Source organism: Cellulophaga sp. L1A9 (assembly GCF_009797025.1).
Classification (GTDB): Bacteria; Bacteroidota; Bacteroidia; order Flavobacteriales; family Flavobacteriaceae; genus Cellulophaga.
Genome location: NZ_CP047027.1, coordinates 2,399,529 through 2,416,851 on the forward strand (window position 1 = coordinate 2,399,529; position 17,323 = coordinate 2,416,851).

Genomic DNA, 17,323 nt, shown 5'->3' on the forward strand with positions numbered 1-17,323 from the left:
GTAACACCTAAATTTACTTTGTAAGAGTATTCTTAAGCGTGAGTGTCACGCACTCTTGTTTGCTTGAATAAGAAATAAGTATTAAGTTTTTATAGTTTTATACGCTTAAAGATACGTGCTACTTTCTATTTTTTAAATTAAAATCAGTAACCGTGAGCTTTAATTTTCAGAATCTTGATTCAGAATTACTTGATTTTGCAATAATTGCAACTTCACTTTCAAATTGTGCTGCAGCGTTAATCACACTTTCTGATGGTAAAACAATTCAAGTAAAGTCTAACCATGGTGCTACAGGCTTCGCTACATCTTTTTACCAAAATATCTTATTAAGTACCACTGATGAAATACTCTTAAAATCAAATTTAAGAGCAGCAGATAAAACAAATGTTTTTGATTTCTATTTAGGGATTCCTTTAAAAACAAAAGATCAAAATTCTTTTGGAGTTTTGAGTTTGTGGCATGAGACGGAGGTAGAAATTAAAGAATCGCAATTAAATGCCCTCAAAGCTTTAGCACGGCAAATTGAAAATAAGCTAATTCCAGAGCATCAATTTCAATCTTTAATACTCGATGATGCTACTTTCTATGAAAATAGTTTAAAGAGCAGTAAAGTTGGTCTATGGGAATTAAATGTAAATACTTCAGAGTTTAAACTAAATGAGGTATCCATCAATACCTTGGGATACCATAAGAAAGATTTCAAAGATTTTAGTTTTAAGACTTTTCTAAAAATTATTTACAAAGATTATGTTCAGGAATCGCTTTCTTATTTAAGTCAAATTAAGAATAGAGAAATTGAAGCTTATGAGCATGTCATTAGAGTACGCCATAAAAAAGGGTATTGGAGTTGGATGACAATTACCGGCCAGGTTACCAAATGGAGCGCTAATGGTGATCCTGAGATTGTGGCTGGAACTATGTTAGATATTCATGATTTTAAAACAATTGAATTCCAACTTAATTCTATTATTGATAATATAGATTGTGTAGCTTTTAGGCATATTTTTTTCCTAGACGGGAGTCAGGAAATTGTTCATCTTACCAAAGGAACTGAGAAATTATGGGGACTTACAAATCAAGAAGTTTATACTAGCTTTGATCCAGTTTGGAACTTATTACTTGAAGAAGAGAAACCACGCTTAAAAGGGATTCTAGAAAATTCTGTAGCAACTCTCGAGAAATGGGAAACTGAATGGAGAATTCAACATCCTGATGGCAGTACACGTTGGCATAAAGGTCAAGGTAATCCTATTAAAAATAAAAATGGTAGTGTTAGTATTGATACGGTAATTATAGATATTACTGATCATGTTAGTAAAAAAGAAGAATTACGTCTTCTAAATAAAAAATTAAATCAGGCACAAGAAATTGCAAGTCTTGGATATTGGGAATTTGATTTAGAAAAAGGAACCGAATACTGGTCAGAGAATGTTTATGATATTTTTGGTTTAGATAAAGGTATTCCATTAACGCCAGAAGAAACTATAACAAGTTTAATTTTTGAGGAAGATATTCCTGCAGTTATCGAAAAAAGACAAAATGCAATTGAAAACAATCAAGAGTTTTTTTTAGAGAATAGAATAAAACAATCAGACGGTTCTGTAAAATGGATTCGTCAAATTGGAAATTTTATCAAAAATGAAAATAATGAAGCAATATTTTATGAGGGTACTATCCAAGATATTACAGAAAGTAAATTAGTTTCTCTAAGCTTAGAAGATACAATACAACGTTATAATTTAGTTACAAAGGCAACTTCTGATGCAATTTGGGATTTAGATTTCAAAACTGGAGAAATTTTTAGAGGAGAAAATTATATTAAACTTTTTGGCTATTCTAAGGAGAATATGTCCAGTTTGGATACTAGTCTTTGGGAACGGCATATACATCCTGATGATCATGATAGAGTGGTTAATTCCTTTAATTCTTCAATTGAAAAAGGGGAATATTTCTGGGAAGAAGAGTACCGGTTTATCAATGTAAATAAGGAGTATTCTAATGTTATAGATAAAGCGTTTATTGTACGTAACGACTATGGTGAGGCTTTAAGAATGGTAGGCGCCATGCAAGATGTTACTGAAAAACTTCAAGCTATTGAAGATATTAAAAGATCTAATGAACGTTTTGAAAAAGTATCTGAAGCAACTAATGATGGCATTTGGGATTGGGATTTAATTAATGACGTTGTATTTTATGGTTCTGGTTATGAAGAATTGTTTGGTTATCCCAAAAATGAAGGAAAAGCAGATCCCGCTGTCTGGATAAGTAGAATTCATCCAGAGGACAAACCTAAAGTATTAGAGCTAGTAAATAATCTAATAGAATTTAAAACACAAGAATATTTTAACTGTGAATATCGTTACTTAAAAAGTGATGGCGAGTATGCTAATGTAAGTGATAGAGGTAGCGTCATGAAAAATGAACTAGGCGAAGTTATTCGTATTGTTGGTGCTGCACAAGATATCACAGATAGAGTAAAGTATACAGAAGAGATAAGAAATGCCAATGAGCGTTTTGAAAAAATTGCAGAAGCTACACATGATGCAATTTGGGATTGGGATTTGGTAAATAATACCTTGTATCAAGGCAAGGGATATCAAACATTATTTGGTCATAACCCAGAAGAAATTGACCTCACTTTTGAATTTTGGAGAAATAATGTGCACCCAGATGATTTAGCGCAAGCATTAGCAAGTACAGAAGTTCTTTTAAATGAAAAAACGGGTACGTATTTCAAGTCAGAATATCGCTATTTAAAAAGTGATGGTACGTATGCAAATGTCATTGATAATGGTAGCGTCATAAGAAATGAAAAGGGAAACGTGGTAAGAATGGTTGGTGCCATGCAGGATATTACGGAAAGAAGAACATTTGAAGCTTCCTTAAAAAAATTAAATAACGATTTAGAAAAGCAGGCAGAAGAGCTTTTGCGTTATAATGAAGAGCTCGAACAGTTTGCCTATGTGGTTTCTCATGATCTTCAAGAGCCTTTGCGTATGATCTCAAGCTTTTTAACCTTGTTAGAAAAGAAATACAATCATGTTATTGAGGATGAAGGAAAAAAATACATTCATTTTGCCGTTGACGGCGCTAAAAGAATGCGTCAAATAATTTTAGACCTATTAGATTTCTCTAGAGTCGGAAAAACGGAAGAGGAATTAATAGCAGTAGATTTTAATGAAATATTGGAAGAAGTACGTTTAATCTTCCAACAAGAAATCTTAGAAAAAGAGGCTACTTTAATTATTCCTACACTTCCTACAATTCATAGTTATAGCTTGCTAGTACAGCAACTTTTTCAGAATCTAATAGGCAATGCTTTAAAATATCAAAAAGAAGGTGCCAAGCCTATTATTGAGGTGTCTTATGAAGAATTAGACACCCATCATAAATTTACTGTATCTGATAATGGAATAGGAATAGATTCTGAGTATTTTGATAAAATATTCGTTATATTTCAGCGTTTACATGGTAGGAACCAATACAACGGTACTGGTATTGGTTTGGCATTAGTAAAAAAAATTATTGAAAATTTAAAAGGCAAAATTTGGGTGACGAGTGAAAAAGACGCTGGCACAACATTTTATTTTACAATCAAAAAAGAAGAAAATTAATCAAACCTCCATATGAAAAGTATTACTATATTATTAGTGGAAGATAATGAAGGTGATGTACTATTAACTACAGAGGCATTAGAAAGTTGTAAAATAACCAATACTTTAAAAGTAGTTAATGATGGGGAAGAAGCTCTAAATTTTGTTTACAAAAAAGAAAATTTTGTAAATGAAAAAACGCCAGACCTAATTCTATTAGATGTAAATCTTCCTAAGAAAAATGGTCATGAGGTGCTTCAAATATTAAAATCAGATAGTAGCTATAAACATATTCCTATTATAATGCTAACGACGTCTTCTTCTGCACTAGATATTAAAAAGGCGTATTCGCACTATGTAAATTGCTACATCACTAAACCAGTTGAACCTTCAGAGTTTATTTCTGCAGTTTCGCAGATAGAAAATTTTTGGATTAACATTGTAAAATTGCCTTAATAATTTTTATGATTAAAGATAAATCTACGTACTCCATACTAATTATTGAGGATAACCCAGGAGATCTTTATATTTTCCAAGAATATTTGAGGGATCAAATATTAAATCCGAACATTATTTCTGCAACCAATTTTAAAGAGGCAGCCGAGGTTTTACTTGATGGTACTCAAAAATTAGATATTATATTTTTGGATTTATCATTGCCAGATAAAAAAGGGATAGCGCTCATTCATGAAATAGTTAAAATAGGGAAAAAGAGGCCTATTGTTGTCCTTACAGGGTATGCAGATATTCAATTTAGTATTGACTCATTGCATTTAGGGGTTTCAGATTATTTAATAAAAGATGAACTTACGGCACTAACACTTTATAAAAGTGTGCGTTATAATATTGAGCGGGGTAAATACTTACTGCAGTTAGAACAATCTGAAAAAAGGTATATTGATTTATTTCATTTAAGTCCGCAACCTATGTGGATCTATGACTTAGATACCTTAATGTTTTTAGATGTGAATGATGCTGCAACGGCTCATTATGGGTATTCCTATGAGGAGTTTTTAACAATGAATATTCGGGATATTAGGCCGAAAGAGGAAGTTGTTGATTTCATGAAAATTTTAAAGGAAAATCCAGTAGATAAAGAAGGTAAGTTTAAGGGCTTTTTTAAACACCAGAAAAAGGATGGGACCGTAATAGAAGTGGAAATTACGAGTAATCTCATATCCAGAATTGGTAAAACGGTACGCATTAGTTTAGCGAATGATGTTACAGAGCGACTTAACTATATTAAAGCTATTGTTGATCAGAACGAGAAATTGAGAGAAATTGCGTGGATACAGTCTCACGTAGTTAGGGCTCCTTTAGCTCGGTTAATGGGACTAATTAAGATTTTAGACTGTGATGAAGATGTGCCTGTAAAGGATAAACATTTCGTCTATACAGAACTGCTGAAGTCTGCAGACGAACTAGATGAAATTATCAGGGGTATTTCTGAAAAAGCTTCTAAGATAGAAATTAACAATACGACGTATGATTTTGGAGATACTACTAGTAGATGATGATCCGATAGGACAATACTTGCATAATAGCATGCTTAATAAATGTGATGTATCTGGGCAAAAAATGTTCGAAAACGGTGCTTTAGCATTAAAGTATATTATGGAAAAAAAAGATCAAGAGATTTTATTTTTGATTTTTTTAGACATTAACATGCCTGTAATGAACGGGTGGGAATTATTAGAAGCATTGAATAAAACGCCTAGCAAAGCAGCATTTAAAGTTGTGATATTAACCTCGTCTATTGATTACTCTGATCGTGAAAAAGCAGATCAACATGCACAAGTATTCAAATTTGTAGAAAAACCACTTACTATAGCGTGTGTAGAAGATATTAAAGCAAATGCGGACTTAGCTTCTTTCTTTTAATTCTTTAAAAAAAATTTGATAGCTATAATAGAATGACAGAGACCATAAAGAAAAAAATTATAACGGTTTGTACGGATAAGATTGAAAAAAAAGGCCCCAATGTTGGGCTTTCTTTTTATGCTTTCTTTGCAAATAAAAATGACAATCCAAAATTGCTGTTAGAAGTGGCGCACTGGTGGATTATGGAACATAAATTAGATCACTTTGAAAAAGCTGTTAAAATAAAAGCATTGGCACAACAAATAATTCCTTTAGATTAAAGGGAGTTTTGCCTTTACTTTGCATCTTTCTTGTTGACCAAACCTTTTGTGAATTCATTTAAAGTTTCTACTTTCTCTTCAAAATCGCCCTTGATTGTTTTTCTAAACTCATTCAAATTCTTAACTAAATCATCAATGTTTTCTGGAATTACATCTTCAAAAAACTGACGCAATCTTTTTGCTGTTGTTGGAGATTTGCCATTGGTAGAAATAGCCACTTTTACATTGCCTTTAGTAACGATACCACCCATATAAAAATCACAAAAAGGAGGGTTGTCAGCAACATTCACTAGAATGTTTTGTGCTCTACAATCATGGTATACTTGTTCATTAACAGGGATATTATCTGTAGTAGCAACAACCATATGTTTATTGTTTAGGTAGCTTTTAGAGTAGGGGGTAACATTCATTTTAATAGCAAACTTATCAGCTAAAGCTATAGTTTCTTCTCTAAACATGGGAGAAACCATTTCTACATTTGCGTCTGGACTAGATTTTAATAAAAAAGTGAGTTTTTCTAATGCCACATTTCCTCCACCAACAATAAGTATATTTAAATTAGATACTTTTAAAAAAACAGGGTATAGGTTGTTGCGTTCCATTATGGTGAATTTAATATCAGAGAATTAGCTATTTGTTAAATGCTAAAATAGCTAATTCAAAGATACTATTTTCAACTGTTTCTATAGGGGCTAATGGAAGGTTTAATCTAGGTTACTCTTTGTTGTCGTTAGTTTGTGTTTCTAAATTTAATGACATGGCATCTATGTGTTCATCAGATTTTGATTTTGCTTTTTTTAAAATGCTGAGTCCATTCGGAATGTAAGATAGTACTAGTAATGTTATCCCAGAAATTAAAATAATCATAGGATGAATAAAAAACTCACTGAATGAAAATACTCCAATAATTAAAAGTGTAGAAAAAGGCAGTGAGCAGGCTAATACATTAACTGCAAAATCTATATCGAATGTAGGTTTTGTTTGTTTATCTTTTTCTTCTAAACCGGCTATTGCACTCATATGGGCAAAGGGCCAAAAACTACAAGAACTTTGAGGGAAAACGATTAAAAATAAAATCATGCTTGCGCCAAGGGCGGGGAAAAGAAAAACAAATAGAGCAGATAGTAAAAAAGTAATTCCTGCCCTACGCGCGAGGAGTTTAAGTATTAGTGAAAACTCACTTGCATTTATCCTAACTGCCATACCTATAAATAATAGGACCAATGGAGCCATTATAGTACTTAAACTTGTTATTGTATTCCCTAAAAAGGAAGGAAGACTTGAGAGGTTTAATCCCAATGCTAATAGAATTAAAGCAGCAATCATTACTAAATTTATTGGTTCGTTAATTAATGAGATAACGAGTCCTTTTAGTTTGTTTTTCATAGATGCTTTGGCATCTTTTATAGACCTTAGGTTATACCAATGCATGGCAAGCATATATAATAATATAAGAACAAAAATTTTATTCCCTACATCTGCTAATGCTGCTAATGCAAGGTAATCATCACCTAAATATACCGCAATAAAAGGGAAGCAAGATAAACCAGGGGCTAATGATGGTAATAACATCATTATAGTTCTTTTTCGAGCATTATCGCCACTAGGTAATGTTTTGCTTAGATAATATTTTGATGCAAATAACATCAATAAATTAAAGACAAGTGCTAAAACAGGAAATATTAAAAGAGAGCTTTCTAATTTAATTTTTAATAAAGCAACAAAGATAACTGCAGGTAATGCTACACTTAAGATTAAAACCTTTATTCCTTTCAAATCACTTTTTGCAACTTTTTTCTGTAGAAGAAATCCAACTCCTATTATAAGTAGCAGCTCTAAGGTCTTCTGAAATGCAATATTCATATACAAGGGTTTTAAAAATTTTTATAGTTTGTTTAATATCTAAAAATGAACTGGACCAGAAGAGTTGGAAGTAATTGTATCAAGGCAACACAGCTAACAACCAACTCTCGGACCAATTCAAAACTTAGATAAGCACTTTTTCTAAGGCTGCAGTAAACAACTTCATTTCGTCCATGGTACCCATACTAACGCGACACCAATTTTTGTCATAAAACTCAAAAGCACGGACACCCACTTTTTCAGCGGTCATTTTTTCTAAAAACTCTTTCCCATCCATTTCAATAGGGAAAATGATAAAACTTGTGGAAGAGGGTACATATTTAAAGCCCATTCTGTCTAAATTTTTGTAGACATATTCCCTACACTCTTTATTGAGTTTTCTCGATTTTGTTTGGAATGCAATATCATCCATACTTGCTGTTGCGGCATAAATAGATGGAAAGGAAATACCCATTCCGCCTCTCGTAATTCTTTGAATAATACCTAAAGTTTCTGGTAAGGCTACTGCGTAACCTACACGTAAGCCTGCCATACCATGAATTTTAGAGAATGTTCTGGCAATAATTACATTTTTTCCTTCCTTGATTAAGGACACCATACTTTTTTTAGCACCATCTTCAAGAAAACCTAAATAAGCCTCATCGACAAAAATGGGAACTTTATCAGCTACTCTTTTACAGAAATCTAGTAATTCCGTATGATCGGTCATACTTCCTGTAGGATTGTTTGGATTACAGATATATACTAGTTTAGTTTCGCTGTCAATTGCGGCTTCCATTGCTGCTAAATCGTGTGACCAATCTGATTTCAATGGAATTGCTTTCCAAGTTGCACCAGTTGCTTCTGCTACCTTTATAAGTGACATGTATGATGGATCTGCAGAAACTATATTCCCCCCATTCTGAAAGAAAACCATCGCTGTTTTTTCTAGTATATCTGATGATCCAGGGCCCATCATGATGTTTTCCTGTTGTACACCTTCTTCAAGTGCAATTTTTTCCATTAAATCAAATAATTCTGTCCAGGCGTATCTATTTCCTCTAAAGGCATTTGCACCTACAGCTGCTATTGCTTTAGATGAAGGTCCATAAGGATTTTCGTTCGCATTTAATTTTGCTGCAAGTTCTATGGGTTTAGTGACGTTATAAGGTAAATACTCTTTAAAAAATGGAGTGTAGGGTAAATTGCCTTGTGTGTCTAATTTTAGAGGTTCCGATGAAAATGCTCCGTACGATAAATAAGGAGCTGCTACAACTCCTGCTGCTGTGAGAACGCCTCTTTTAAGCCAATCTCTTCTGTTTACTGTTGTTTTCATATTATGTGCTTATTAAGTTAAAAAAAATTAATTCTGTTCTACGGGGTCTTCATTAGTCCCAATATTTCCTGCTGCAATTATTGTTGTTCCATCAGTGTCATAAATGTTAATGTGTCCATCTAAATCAAGAATGCTATCGTAGAAATTGGTATCACTAATTACAAAGAATTTACTAACAGCAAATTCAGCGTAAAAAATGAGTTGTGTTGGTAAATCTTCAGTAGTATTGCCATCTCGGTCGTAATCATCAGTGTCTACAGCATCACTATCAGTTTGAGTAACTAACTGGAATACTTCTACGTCATACAAATCTGTCAACAAGGTTTCATCTCCTATTGCCCCTGTCATAATTGAAGATGGGTAAGCGAGGTCTAGCTGAGTTGTGCTAGCTTCCCACATAGTTTCATAGTTTGGGCTATCTAATGAAATTTGTACGAGCGTTTGATCGATACTTGTTTTCCAAAAAACTATTCTTCCGCTAACATTAGTTCCTGTCGGATCAGTGCTTTCTATGGTGTAAGCAATATATGAAGTTAGTGTTCCGCCTCCATCTGCAGTGTCTAATTCAGCTTCTAATTTATCAGACTCGCATGAGGTAGCTATTAGAAATAAAAATACTGCGCTTATTTGTTTTATATAGGTCTTTATCATGATATCAATTTTTTTAATTAATTAGAAAGAAAAGCTTAGTCTACCGAAATAGTAAGATCCATTTGAACCTTGTTGGTAATTAGAATACAGATAGAAACCTCTATTTGCAGCGATAAGAATATCTGGATAATTATTAAAAATATTATTTCCACCAACAGTTAAGCTAATGTGTTCAGTTGCCTTATAAGTAATACCTATATCAGTAACAAATTCGCTAGAAAAGGTTTGATCATCATATAAGCCATTAGCATCTAATGTATTGTCAAGTGTAGTAACTTCTCCGTAGAAAGTTTCTCTTAACATACCAGACCATTTTCCTATAGAATATGTCGCTGAACCAATGAAAGTTGTGTTTGGCGTCCCAGTTTCAAATTGTCCGATACTAGATCTGTTTACATATTTTTCTTCAACTTCTGCATCAGTTAATACGGTATTCAAATCAGGAATAGTAGAATTTTTAAAGGTATTTTTTCTTAGAACTCCCGAAGCCATTAAGCCTAACATTCCGTCGCCCACACGTTCATTGTAGTTGGCTACAATTTCTATACCTTTTGTACTAACATCACCACCATTGATTCTGAAAGAAGCAAGTCCTTCTCCGATAATTGGCTCTAAAACAGGAGCATCACTAGCATCAAATTCACTGGTTTCAAAAATTCTATCCTTAATTTCTATTGAGTAAGCGTCAACAGTAAGTTCTAACTTATTAAATAACTTAGTGGTAAAACCAATACTAAAGTTTGTTGATTTTTCTTCTGTAAGTTGCGGAATTCCCAATGCTTTTGCTGCAGTACTTGTATTTGGATATAATGTACCATCATAAGGTGTTAGACCAATAAAGAAGGTGTAAGTGTGCGAGTAATTCAATTCCTGTAGTGAAGGAGCTCTAAAACCAGAACTGAATGAACCTCTGAAGGCAAAGTTATCTAAAATGGAATATCTAGTTGCAAATTTACCTGTGAATACGCCACCAAAATCAGAATAATTTTCAGCTCTAAATGCAGTGCTAACAAACCATTTTTTAGTAACATCTAACTCCATATCTAAATAGGCTGCAGTTACAGAACGGTAGGCATCACTTTCATTGCCGGGAGCAAAGCCTCTGAAGCATTGACAGTTGGGGCTATAAACTTTATTGAACGATTGGCTTACACCTGCATATTCAAGTACAACAGGATCACCATTGGCATCAACGATAGGTGCTGATTCAAGGTCTTCTAAAGGTGCTCCATCTGGGCCTACAAGGACCTCATTGTCTGTTGAAGCCGTATATAAACCTGCATCACCAGCTTCATAGCTCTCTTCTTGCCCTGCCATAATTTTATAATTTTCAACGCGAAGTTCAGTACCAACGGCGATATTAAAACCAGAAAGAATATCATCGTAATATCTTGAAATATCAAAGTTCATGGTGTTTTGGTAAAAACTGTGTGTACCTAAATTCATATCTGTAGGAGAAGCAGATTGTAAACTTGAGTTAAAAGTATTGAACATATCAAATGTCATTTTGTTGCGACCGAAAGTGTTGCTAAAGTCGAAATCAAAATCACCTAGTTTGCCTTCTATTCCGCCTGTAAAAGCAATGTTGGTTTGAGTAGTTTCAATTTGTGGTCTAAATCCATTTGGATATAAATCATAATTTGCTCTATCAGCTTGGGCTGGCCTTCTAAAAAAACAGCTATAGGCATCAGTGTATTTGTAACCAAAATCACCGAAAGAATAAAATTCGGTATTCTCGTTGATAGGTAAAGCCATGTTATAGGAAATTACACCTAATTTTGAACCAGCAGATCCTGCATAAGTTGAAAAATCTTTATATGTAAGTCCTCTAGCGGCCATTAAGCCTTCATCGGTTGTTAAGGATGCTGCAAGTTCAGTATCTCCAGCGGCTTGAGCTGCAATTAATTCTGGGTTCGTTATGATAACGTTACCTTGAGTATCTGTTCTTTGATTGTTTAAATAAGCATCGCCATAAGGAGTAGCTTCACTTACATTAGGTCTAATTGTTTTTTCAGCCTGTCTGTAAGTACCTGTTAGGTTTAAATAACCTCCATTTTCAAAACCTACTCCATAATTGGTAGATAATTGATAGTTCATACCATCCGCTTCAGTATCTTGAAGTAATTCTTGTGCAGTCTCACTTACATCAGAACCGCTTAAGTCTGGCGCTTTGTTTGGATAGCCACCCATAGTTAAGCTACCAGAGAACTTGTTTGTTCCTTTTTTCAATACCACATTCATAACCCCCGCAATGGCATCAGAACCGTACTGTGCTGAAGCACCATCTCTTAATATTTCTACCCTGTCAATAGATTCAGGAGAAATAAAACTCATATCTACGGCATTTGCTGGGCTACCTGTTTGTGAAGCTGCTAACAACGCCGATGTATGTCTTCGTTTACCATTAATCAAAACTAACATTTGGTTAGGTGCTAAGCCTCTTAGTGTGGGTGGATCTACAGATGATGATAAATCACCTCCTTGTGATTTAAAGGCACTGAAAGATGGTGCTGATGCAACAAGCATTTCAGCTAACCCTAATTGAGGCATGTTTATGCTTTGGGTTGCTATACTAATAACATCTACAGGAGATGCAGTTTCTAATTTTGTTCTAGCTTGTCCTCTAGAACCAATTACTACCATCTCTTCTAATTGTTGTGCAGATGCAATAAGTTGTATGGTGATAAATGTTTGATTGTTTATTTTGGCTTCTTTTGAAGCAAAGCCCAATGAGGAGAATAAAAGAGTTCCTTTGGCTGGAGCTGTGATGTTAAATAGGCCATCAAAATCTGAGATAGCACCTATAGCGGTGCCTTTTACAATAATGTTCGCTCCGGATAGCGGTTCGCCCATATCATCAATAATTTTACCTTTGATTTCGATATCTTGGGCGTTAACTACCAATAGGGCATTCAATAGAAATAATGTTAGCAAGAATTTCTTCATTTTCAGAGGGTTTTTTGGTTATTATTATACTACCCATACCATTTCTGTAATTTTTCTCGATGAATTACGGAAGACGCAAAAGGCATTATTTAAATTCTAAAAAGGAAAGTTCCGGAAACTTCACTATGGTATAAAAATGTTAAATTTTATACTACCAATATTAATAATAGTTATTAATAAATAAAAATCAATAAATAACTTAAATCAGTGATTATAATGTAATGATTTTGGTAAAAATCAACATATATTATATACTTTTTAGAAATTCCATCAATTATTGTGTTTTCCAATATTTAGGTAGCTAAAATATGATAGATTGATAAAATAAGCGTCAATTGTACTTTTATGAATTTGAAAAATAAATTACAGTCCTATTAATAATTTAATAATGTATTGGGGTGAATGTTAAGTAATAATTATATTATTTTTATAATAATTGAATTATTTTCAAGGTTTTATTTAAAAATTGGATTTTAATTCAATGGTTTTAATTTTTTGATGCCATTCCCTTTTTTGAATCTACTATGATTTTACCCATACTCATGAACCAGATGAAGGATAAGGGAGCTACATTAAATATTGATTATATAAAATAGACGAGTATTAAACCTTATTTCTAAGTTTTTTTTGAAATGAAAGGCACTTTATTACAACTTATACGAATTTTGGAGATAGTATAAATAAATTTTAAAACGGGTACTTATGATTTTTTTGTAAAAATTTATGCTAAAGTTGCTGAGCGTTACCAGGCAGTGTATCAAAATATTATATTAACAATTAGTAACATCAGTGCAATGGCGCCTTTTAAATGTATGAAAGAAAATGCCAATTGGCATACTAGTTTTGGTGTAGCTTAAAACAATAGCAACAAGTCTACAGCTGAAATTGGATACAGCGCTAACCTGATAATTATCATATTTTTTCTTTTAATACAACAGTAGGTTTGTACTAAATACAATTCCAATGTGCACATTAGTTCAAAAATATAACGTTCCAGGTCCAAGATATACAAGTTACCCTACCGTTCCTTATTGGGATATTTATAATTTTTCTGGAAAAAAATGGCAATCCACTTTAATTCAAAGTTTTGAGGAAAGTAATAGTTCTGAAGGTATCAGCTTATATATCCATTTGCCTTTTTGCGAAAGCATGTGTACCTTTTGTGGGTGTCATAAACGCATTACTAAACGTCATGAAGTAGAAGTGCCTTATTTACAAACCATACTTAAAGAATGGCAATTGTATTGCAATTTGTTTTCTGAAAAACCTAGGGTAAAAGAGCTTCACTTAGGTGGAGGTACGCCAACCTTTTTCTCGCCAGAAAATTTAGAATATTTAATTAAAGGAATTTTTAAAATAGCAGATAAGGCAGCTCATTATGAGTTTAGTTTTGAGGGTCATCCTAATAATACCACAAGGGAGCATTTACAAGCCTTATATAATGTAGGGTTTAGGCGGGTAAGTTTTGGCGTTCAAGATTATAATGAAAAAGTGCAGAAGGCTATTCATAGAGTGCAACCTTTTGAAAATGTAAAAAAAGTGACAGAGGCTGCTCGCGAAATTGGGTATACTTCTATAGGTCATGACATCATATTTGGTCTTCCGCACCAAACTATTGCAGATGTAGAACAAACAATTTTAAAGACAAAAGAATTAATGCCAGACCGTTTGGCATTTTACAGCTATGCGCATGTGCCGTGGTTAAAAGGAAATGGTCAGCGTGGTTATAATGATGATGATTTGCCTACAGCTGAAGAGAAACGTTTGCAGTATGAAACTGGAAAAAAATTATTAGCCCAAGTGGGTTATGAAGAGATAGGTATGGATCATTTTGCATTAAAAACTGATAGTTTGTTTAAAGCGATGGAAAATGGTGCATTACACCGAAATTTTATGGGTTATACGGCTTCAAAAACACAATTGATGATTGGTTTGGGTGCTTCAAGTATTAGTGATAGTTGGTATAGTTTTGCTCAAAATGTAAAAGGTCTGGAAGAATATGAGCATCTTGTCGAAAATGCTATCATTCCTATTTATAGAGGTCATATTTTAACGGATGAAGACACGATAATAAGAAAACATATTCTAAATTTAATGTGCAGATTTGAAACCGTATTTACAGCAGAAGAAATTCAGCTATTAGATTTGGAGGCTTCTTTTGATAAGTTACAGGAAATGCAAGCTGATGATTTACTTCAGATTGATTCTTATAAAATTACAGTATTAGAAAAAGGAAGGCCATTTATTAGAAATATTTGTATGGCTTTTGATATGCATTTACAACGAAAAGCGCCTGAAACAAGGCTGTTTTCCATGACAATATAAATTTAACCTCTTAATTATAAACTATGAAGAATATCATTGTACCAATAGATTTTTCGATTCAATCGGAGAATGCTTTAAAAGTTGCAGTATCATTAGCTAAAAAACACAATTCTAAAATTTTTGCGTTACATATGCTAGAATTGAATCAAGCATATATTACGTCTACTGAAGGCGCACATCCAGAACAGACTGTTTTTTTATTAAAAATGGCCGAAAAACGTTTTGCAGAATTTTTAAATAAACCATTTTTAAAAGGTGTTGAGATAAAACCAATAATTAAACATTTTAAAGTCTTTAGTGAGGTTAATGAAGTTGCGGAGGCTAACAATGCAGACATGATTGTTATGGGATCGCATGGTACTGATGGTGTTATGGAAATTTTTGTAGGTTCTAATACAGAAAAAGTAGTCCGTAATTCAGAGGTTCCTGTTTTAGTAATTAAACATAGATTAGATGAATTTACACCTAAAACTATGGTTTTTGCCTGCGATTTGAAAGAAGAAAATGTGAATGCCTATCAGCGCGCTAAATACATTGCAGAACAATTTTCTGTAGCGCTACATATAGTGTATATAAATACTCCAGGAGATAATTTCTTGAGTTCAGAAGACATCAATATAAAAATAGAAAAATTTTCAGCTGTTGTAGGGCAAGAATTTATCAATGTAAAAATCTACAACGACTATACTGTTGAGACGGGTGTTATTAATTATGCAGAAACTCAAGGGATTGATTTAATCGGAATACCTACTCATGGTAGAAAAGGAATATCTCACTTCTTTATGGGAAGTATAGGAGAAGATGTAGCTAATCATTCAACAATACCAGTAGTTACGTTTAAAATTTAATAATGTTGATTTGTTTGTGAATCTTGAAAAGGGGTGCTTTAATTAGTGCTCCTTTTTTATTTAGATCTGTTTTCAAACATTTTCATGTAGAGCATGCTACTCATTTGTCGCGCTCTGTTTTTAGCAATGAAAGCTGTATCTCCTGTAAATAACTCATCAATGGTTTCAAACCATAGATTAAGCCATAAACCAAAGTGCTCCGGTGTGATAGAATGGTTCATCTTATCATCAATTTCATTGTGTGCCTTAATTGGATTTCCGTGGTACTTACGCTTTAGAAACAGCTGTGTTTCCCAGAAATCTGTTAGCAACTCTAAATGGCTTTCCCAATCTGTAATAATGCCAGTGAATATTGGTCCAAGAACGTTATCTAATCTCACTTTTGCGTAAAAACTGCGCACCAATACACTAACATCAGTTCTGTTTTCTATTTCTTTTTGTGGCATTTTTTTATTCTTTAGGCAAGGTGAGGTTTAGTTCTGGCATTCTAGGTTAGAAGATACTACTTCTGCCACTGGTTTTGGTGATACGTAAGGAATACCGAGGCCTAATCCTCTTAGAATAAATAAAGCACCAATGAGGACCACAAAAACAGGAATTAACTTTTGTATTTTCTGTTTTGCAGCTCCTTTTAAAAGACTACTAAAATAGATGGCTGTTGTCATGAGAGGAATAGTACCAGCGCCAAATAAAACCATATATAACGCACCTTCTAAAGGATTGCCCATGGCAATGGCTCCAAAAAGACCCATATAGACCAATCCACATGGAAGAAAACCGTTTAAAAAACCAATGGTAATAAATGTATCTGCTGTTTTTTTCTTCAGTTCTTTACCTAAACGATTCTTGACTTTTCCTATGATGCGATACATAGGTTTAGAAAAGTTGTAAGTACTAATGAATTTGTGAGGCAGTACTACTACAATGATCATTAGAATACCAATGGCAATAGATAATTTTTGCTGCATTCCAAAGACAAATAAGCCTTTGCCTAGTAGGCCAAAAACCAAGCCTAAAGTTCCGTAAGCTAATAATCTTCCTATGTGATAGATGAAGATTTGCGAGAATTTTTTAAAGTTGTTTGTTCTATCAACAGGAAGCATAAAAGCAATTGGGCCACACATGCCTACGCAGTGAAAACTACCCATAAGGCCTAATATGATTGCTGATACTAACATTTAATAGGTTATTTTTTCTTTGTGAAGATATTCTTCGTCTTTATATTCCCAAGAAATTTTAATGTCCCAGCGGCCTTCTAATAAACGTTTGTCAGGTACGAGCAAATGTGAGTCGGATAGACGTATTGGAAAGTCAAAATCCAGATGTTTATTAGAAGGTCTGTATAGGGACACTGTGCCTTTAACAACAGTATTATCTATGTTTTTAGGAAATGTTATCACTAAGCCTTCGGTTGTTTTTTCTACTTCGATATTTTTATTATCATCATTAGCATTATTTTCGGCATCAATTTCTTTTTGAAAACCAAGTTCTTCTTTATAATACTCTTCAGTAACCAAATCATGATTTGCTTTATGATCTATATTCATGCGAATGACAAAAAATAGAATAAAACTTATAAAGCAAACAAAAGCTATTACGATACTTGTTCCCCAATTTATTTTCATAATTTCTTTTATTAAT

At 33.3% G+C, this 17,323-nt stretch carries 15 protein-coding genes; 7 read left to right on the forward strand and 8 right to left on the reverse strand.

Translation table 11 applies throughout. From position 1 onward, the window contains the following. Positions 1–152 precede the first annotated feature (152 nt). From GQR94_RS10350 to GQR94_RS10370, 5 genes are read left to right on the forward strand one after another with little or no spacing between them, the layout of a single operon-like run. Positions 153–3,614 (forward strand): PAS domain-containing protein, encoded by a 3,462-nt coding sequence (locus tag GQR94_RS10350; RefSeq protein WP_158975427.1) that lies wholly within the window; start codon positions 153–155, stop codon positions 3,612–3,614. A 12-nt stretch (positions 3,615–3,626) separates the two neighbouring features. After that, entirely contained in the window at positions 3,627–4,049 is a 423-nt protein-coding gene (locus tag GQR94_RS10355) for a response regulator (protein WP_158975428.1), read from the forward strand. 8 nt (positions 4,050–4,057) lie between these two features. Beyond that, complete coding sequence (locus GQR94_RS10360) at positions 4,058–5,107, forward strand: response regulator (protein ID WP_158975429.1); 1,050 nt, start codon at positions 4,058–4,060, stop codon at positions 5,105–5,107. After that, on the forward strand, positions 5,079–5,474 hold the full coding sequence (locus GQR94_RS10365) for a response regulator (RefSeq protein ID WP_158975430.1): 396 nt from the start codon (positions 5,079–5,081) through the stop codon (positions 5,472–5,474). Before GQR94_RS10360 ends, GQR94_RS10365 begins: the two co-directional genes overlap by 29 nt. A 32-nt stretch (positions 5,475–5,506) precedes the next feature. Continuing rightward, positions 5,507–5,734, forward strand: coding sequence for a DUF6500 family protein (locus GQR94_RS10370; protein ID WP_158975431.1), 228 nt, complete (start codon positions 5,507–5,509; stop codon positions 5,732–5,734). 14 nt (positions 5,735–5,748) lie between these two features. Here GQR94_RS10370 and GQR94_RS10375 read toward each other — a convergent pair whose 3' ends face one another. From GQR94_RS10375 to GQR94_RS10395, 5 genes are all read right to left on the reverse strand, one after another. Continuing rightward, on the reverse strand, positions 5,749–6,336 hold the full coding sequence (locus GQR94_RS10375) for a bifunctional precorrin-2 dehydrogenase/sirohydrochlorin ferrochelatase (protein ID WP_158975432.1): 588 nt from the start codon (positions 6,334–6,336) through the stop codon (positions 5,749–5,751). Between the two features lie 112 nt (positions 6,337–6,448). Next, positions 6,449–7,597, reverse strand: a complete 1,149-nt coding sequence (locus GQR94_RS10380; protein WP_158975433.1) for a permease — start codon at positions 7,595–7,597, stop codon at positions 6,449–6,451. Between the two features lie 124 nt (positions 7,598–7,721). Further along, positions 7,722–8,912, reverse strand: coding sequence for a histidinol-phosphate transaminase (locus GQR94_RS10385; protein WP_158975434.1), 1,191 nt, complete (start codon positions 8,910–8,912; stop codon positions 7,722–7,724). A 27-nt stretch (positions 8,913–8,939) separates the two neighbouring features. Next, positions 8,940–9,563, reverse strand: a complete 624-nt coding sequence (locus tag GQR94_RS10390) for a hypothetical protein (protein WP_158975435.1) — start codon at positions 9,561–9,563, stop codon at positions 8,940–8,942. Positions 9,564–9,584: 21 nt separating this feature from the next. Then, on the reverse strand, positions 9,585–12,509 hold the full coding sequence (locus GQR94_RS10395; RefSeq protein ID WP_158975436.1) for a TonB-dependent receptor: 2,925 nt from the start codon (positions 12,507–12,509) through the stop codon (positions 9,585–9,587). A 963-nt stretch (positions 12,510–13,472) separates the two neighbouring features. Here GQR94_RS10395 and hemN point away from each other — a divergent pair. Both hemN and GQR94_RS10405 read left to right on the forward strand, forming a co-directional pair. Continuing rightward, a complete protein-coding gene (hemN, locus tag GQR94_RS10400) occupies positions 13,473–14,834 on the forward strand; it encodes an oxygen-independent coproporphyrinogen III oxidase (protein ID WP_158975437.1) in 1,362 nt (453 codons plus the stop codon). 23 nt (positions 14,835–14,857) lie between these two features. Next, a complete protein-coding gene (locus GQR94_RS10405; protein ID WP_158975438.1) occupies positions 14,858–15,682 on the forward strand; it encodes a universal stress protein in 825 nt (274 codons plus the stop codon). Positions 15,683–15,738: 56 nt separating this feature from the next. On the opposite strand, the gene GQR94_RS10410 is transcribed toward GQR94_RS10405, so the two are convergent. From GQR94_RS10410 to GQR94_RS10420, 3 genes are read right to left on the reverse strand one after another with little or no spacing between them, the layout of a single operon-like run. Continuing rightward, complete coding sequence (locus tag GQR94_RS10410) at positions 15,739–16,128, reverse strand: group III truncated hemoglobin (RefSeq protein WP_158975439.1); 390 nt, start codon at positions 16,126–16,128, stop codon at positions 15,739–15,741. A gap of 27 nt (positions 16,129–16,155) precedes the next feature. Then, positions 16,156–16,860, reverse strand: coding sequence for a sulfite exporter TauE/SafE family protein (locus GQR94_RS10415; RefSeq protein WP_158975440.1), 705 nt, complete (start codon positions 16,858–16,860; stop codon positions 16,156–16,158). After that, positions 16,861–17,307 carry a FixH family protein gene (locus GQR94_RS10420; RefSeq protein WP_158975441.1) on the reverse strand — a complete coding sequence of 149 codons (447 nt, stop codon included), beginning with the start codon at positions 17,305–17,307 and terminating at the stop codon, positions 16,861–16,863. Positions 17,308–17,323: the final 16 nt, after the last annotated feature.